Annotated in this window: 4 protein-coding genes; 3 read left to right on the top strand and 1 reads right to left on the bottom strand. The window is 40.1% G+C overall.

Annotated features, from left to right (window positions below; translation table 11 throughout):
• From V7659_RS16560 to V7659_RS16570, 3 genes are all read left to right on the top strand, one after another.
• Positions 1-1,250, top strand: a 1,250-nt coding sequence (locus V7659_RS16560; RefSeq protein WP_335540925.1) for a CocE/NonD family hydrolase, incomplete at its 5' end; no start/stop codon positions are given.
• 25 nt (positions 1,251-1,275) lie between these two features.
• Positions 1,276-2,577, top strand: coding sequence for an MFS transporter (locus tag V7659_RS16565; protein WP_335540926.1), 1,302 nt, complete (start codon positions 1,276-1,278; stop codon positions 2,575-2,577).
• A gap of 201 nt (positions 2,578-2,778) precedes the next feature.
• A complete protein-coding gene (locus V7659_RS16570) occupies positions 2,779-3,468 on the top strand; it encodes a TetR/AcrR family transcriptional regulator (protein ID WP_335540927.1) in 690 nt (229 codons plus the stop codon).
• Between the two features lie 191 nt (positions 3,469-3,659).
• On the opposite strand, the gene V7659_RS16575 is transcribed toward V7659_RS16570, so the two are convergent.
• Positions 3,660-4,259: VOC family protein (locus V7659_RS16575; protein ID WP_420491737.1), on the bottom strand; the 600-nt coding region annotated here is incomplete at its 5' end.

The following is a 4,259-nucleotide window of genomic DNA, read 5'->3' on the forward strand; positions in this document are numbered from 1 at the left end:
TTTCGGTTCCTAGAAAAGGGCTAATCGGTCCATGGGCACATGTTTATCCTCAGGATGGCGTTCCGGGACCGGCGATGGGCTTTTTACAAGATGCTGTTAAATGGTGGGATCATTGGCTAAAAGGAATCGAAAACGATGCAATGGATGGACCAATGATCGATGTATGGCTTGAGGAAAGCATGCCTCCTTCTTCTATTAAACCGGTTAGTAAGGGAGAATGGGTTGGACTTGATTCATGGCCATCAAATGAAGTTCTCACGAAAACGTATCAATTTACTCATGGAAAATTGCTAGAAAGAAGAAATGAAAAAGAAGAACAAGTGATATTAAAAACACCTTTAAATCACGGCCTTTTATCAGGTGAATGGATGGGTGCCGGAGTACTTGGGGAAAGTCCGTCAGACCAGCGATTAGATGATGGAATGGCGATGGTATTTGAAAGTGATCATTTAGAAAACCCATTAGAAATAATAGGCTACCCGAGATTTGAAGTACAATTATCGAGTGACAAACCTAAAGCAATGCTCTTTACACAGTTATCAGATGTGGCACCAGACGGAGCCGTTACCCGGGTTTCCTATGGTGTAATGAATTTAACCCATTTAAATGGACATGATCGGGTAGACTTGCTGGCCTCTGGTGAGAAAGTAAATGCCTATGTGAATCTCGACTGCTGCGGACATAAATTTAAAGCCGGACACCGGGTGCGTTTATCGATTGCCTCCACTTTTTGGCCAATGTTTTGGACCATGCCGGAGGATGCCACACTTACATTGAATCTGGAAACCGCCAAGTTTTCATTGCCAATCTTTAACGGAAGCCGGACAGCAGGACCAAATATGAGTCCTCAAAGCGCGCCATTAACTCCGATAACCCTACTTTCAGAGGGCAAAGTCGATCGTTCGATTTCATACGATCTTGTAACCGATACATGGACTTGCATAACGGATGGTGTCGGCGGGGTATTTGGCGAAGGGGTTTATCGCTTTGATGAAATTGATGTGACAGTTGAACACAATTTGAAGCGGGAGTTGACATTATCTAACGGTGACCCTCTTTCCGCAAAATATACTATTTATCAAAATATGAGAATTGGCCGCGAGGGCTGGTGGATTGACGCTGACATAACCGTTACGCAAACTTCTGATGGTGAAAACTTTATCATCGTGGGCGAAATGGATGTAAAAGAAAACGACGAACCGGCATTTCAGAAGAATTGGGACCAAAAAATTAAACGCGTGGGACTTTAAAAATCCCGCGATTGGGGGATAAGAGATGGAAGGAAGACTTAAGAAAAATATACCTACTTTAATCATTTTAATCATTGCAGGTGAAATGATTTATACATTGCCATATTTCCGGAATTATTATTATGATGTATTTATAAAAGACTTTCACTTAACCAATACACAAATGGGTTCGCTCGGAAGTGTATTTGGAATTGCTTGTTTGATTTCCTATATCTTTGCAGGGTATGTGGCAGATCGCTGGAAAACGAAACACTTATTGACGCTCTCCTTAATCGTGACAGGAGCTCTAGGCTTTACCTTACTATTGTATCCCCCATACTCTGTATTGCTCTTAATTTATGGAGCTTGGGGAATAACATCCATCATGACCTTTTGGGTAGCGTTAATTAAAGCCGTCCGGTCATTAGCAAATGAAAATGAACAAGGAAAAGCATTCGGCTTTTTTGAAGGCGGACGCGGTGCTGCTAAAGTCGTCGAATCTGCTTTGGTATTAGGACTCTTCGCCTTTGTTTCAAAGCAACTGAGTGACAAGCTGGCATTGTCCACTGTGATTATTTTCTATTCCGTGTTTTGTATTCTTTTAGGGATCATCATTATGTTCATATATAAGGATCCTGAACAAAACAACAGCAGTGTTCAAGCAAACGAAAAAGATCATACAAAATTTAATTGGGATGTACTTTGGAAGATTCTAAAAATGCCAACAACCTGGCTGGCAGCCGTTCTTATTTTGACGTCTTATGCAATGATCAATAGTTTCTATTATATTACCCCATATGCAACGGCAGCCTTTGGTGCTTCCACCATCATTGCCGCAGCACTGGGTTACTTTTCACAATACTGCCGCCCAGTCGGAAGTTTCACCTCTGGAATTATCGGGGACCGAATTGGGATTTCGAATATGGTCATCATTGCCTATAGTTTATTGGCAGCCGGTTTAGCCGCTCTCATTCTTTTGCCTGGAAAGCCTTCTATGATCTTAATGTTGTTAGTCTTTATCGCCGTTGTTTATGTATCCATGTATGCCTTACAGGCGACGCACTTCGCGATTTTGGTGGAAGGAGACTATCCAGTTGAAACAACAGGAACCGTCGCGATGCCATTAATGATCGTCGGGTACAGCGGGGAAATCTTTATGCCAATCATTGCCGGGGCTTGTTTGGACCACTGGGGTGGTACAACAGGATATAAGGTATTATTTGCCATTTTATTAGGCTTGACAATCGTTGGGTTGATCACCGCGGTCATTTGGCAAAGAGTAACGAAAGAAAAACGACACGGGATTGCCCTTCAGAGGAAAGAAATGAAAGAAAAGAAAGCTGGTTAGAATGGGCCCCTAAAATGAAAAGAAGCTGGCGATAAACGTTTTGTTTTCCGCCAGTTTTTCATTTTGAACCCGTTCCATTGCAGGTCTTTTTTTGGGCTTCCATAGCATAGTTTGGTATAATTTTTCTATCATCTTTTTTAGATCTTACTTCGCCTAAGACCGAAATACTTGTATTGATATAAAATATGTAAGGAGTAAGCAATGAAAAAAAAGGAAATACAATTGAGCCGCATGTGGAAATACTTTGTGGACGCTACAGCTGAAATTATCGAAGAAGAAGGTTTAGAGAATGTAACGATCAGGAAAGTGGCGGATAAAGCAGGTTATAATAGTGCAACCATTTATAACTATTTTTCTGAGATCTCCCATCTGATCTTTTTCGCTTCCATGAAATTCTTAAAATCCTACACAGATGAGGTAGCTGTTTATATTGAAAAAGGAAAAGATCCCATTGAAAAGTATTTGTTGGCTTGGGAATGTTTTTGTATTCACTCCTTTAGAAAGCCACAGATTTTTCATGCAGTATTTATTATGGATTTAGGGGATCAACCCGAGAAGCTTCTTGAAGAATATTATAAAATCTATCCTGCTGATTTGATTAACATTCCTGAGGAGTTAAAGATTATTCTCTTTGAACGGAATGTATCAAAACGGGGGCGATCCTTTTTAGAAATTGCCCTAAGGGAGGGATATATTAAAGAGGAAAACGTTGATGCGATTAATGAATTAACCATTTTAATATGGCAGGGGATGTTTACAAATATCCTTAATAATCGCAAAAGCTATGAGTTTCAGGAGGCAGTGAAGATTACCATGAAATATATTACGGAGATTGTTCACAACGCGAATCTATTTCATTTTAAAAAATGCGATCATATGAATCAGCAGTAACTTGCTCATCCTATACAACAGCACTTAAATATAGCCCTGCTCATATTACTAATCTTATTTGCTCTATATTTTTATAAAGTGATGGAATAGAAAACAGCCTTCTTCATTCAGAAAAAGGCTGTTTCAGGTGATTATTATTAAGTTTTAGTATAATTATTAACTCTATATTTATCACGGCCTCGCTCTTTGGATTATTCTTTGATGAATTCTTTGGTACTTCTGACGGTATCAATTGGACGAACCAACTTCTCGATTTGCCCCCGTTTCGATTCTAAGAACGGCGGTAAAGATAATTTTTCACCTAGTGTTTCGTAAGGCTCATCTCCCATAAATCCTGGACCGTCTGTTGCAAATTCAAATAGTATTTGTGGTGCTACTCTTGTATATAAAGAACCGAAGAAGAAACGATCAACGAACCCGGATGTTTGGAAGCCAAAGCTTTCCATATGTCCAATCCAATCTTCAAGAACAGACCGATCTTCGACACGGAAGGCCGCATGATGGACTGTCCCGAAACCTTGGCGTGCTTGAGGAAGAATCGCATTATACTCGACAACCACTTGGGCACCATTTCCGCCTTCACCAACTTCAAATAAATGAAAAGAACCTTCATTTGCTATTTCTTTAAAGAGAAGGACTTTTTCCATCATTTCTTTAAAGTAGTCAAAATTTGCGACACGAACAAATATCGGACCTAATCCTGTAATAGCATACTCTAATGGAATGGGGCCTTTTTGCCATGGGGTTCCGGCTGTAACCCCTTGGTTATTTTCATCTGAAATCAATTGATA

This window comes from Neobacillus drentensis, from assembly GCF_036966985.1.
Taxonomy (GTDB): Bacteria; Bacillota; Bacilli; order Bacillales; family Cytobacillaceae; genus Neobacillus; species Neobacillus drentensis_E.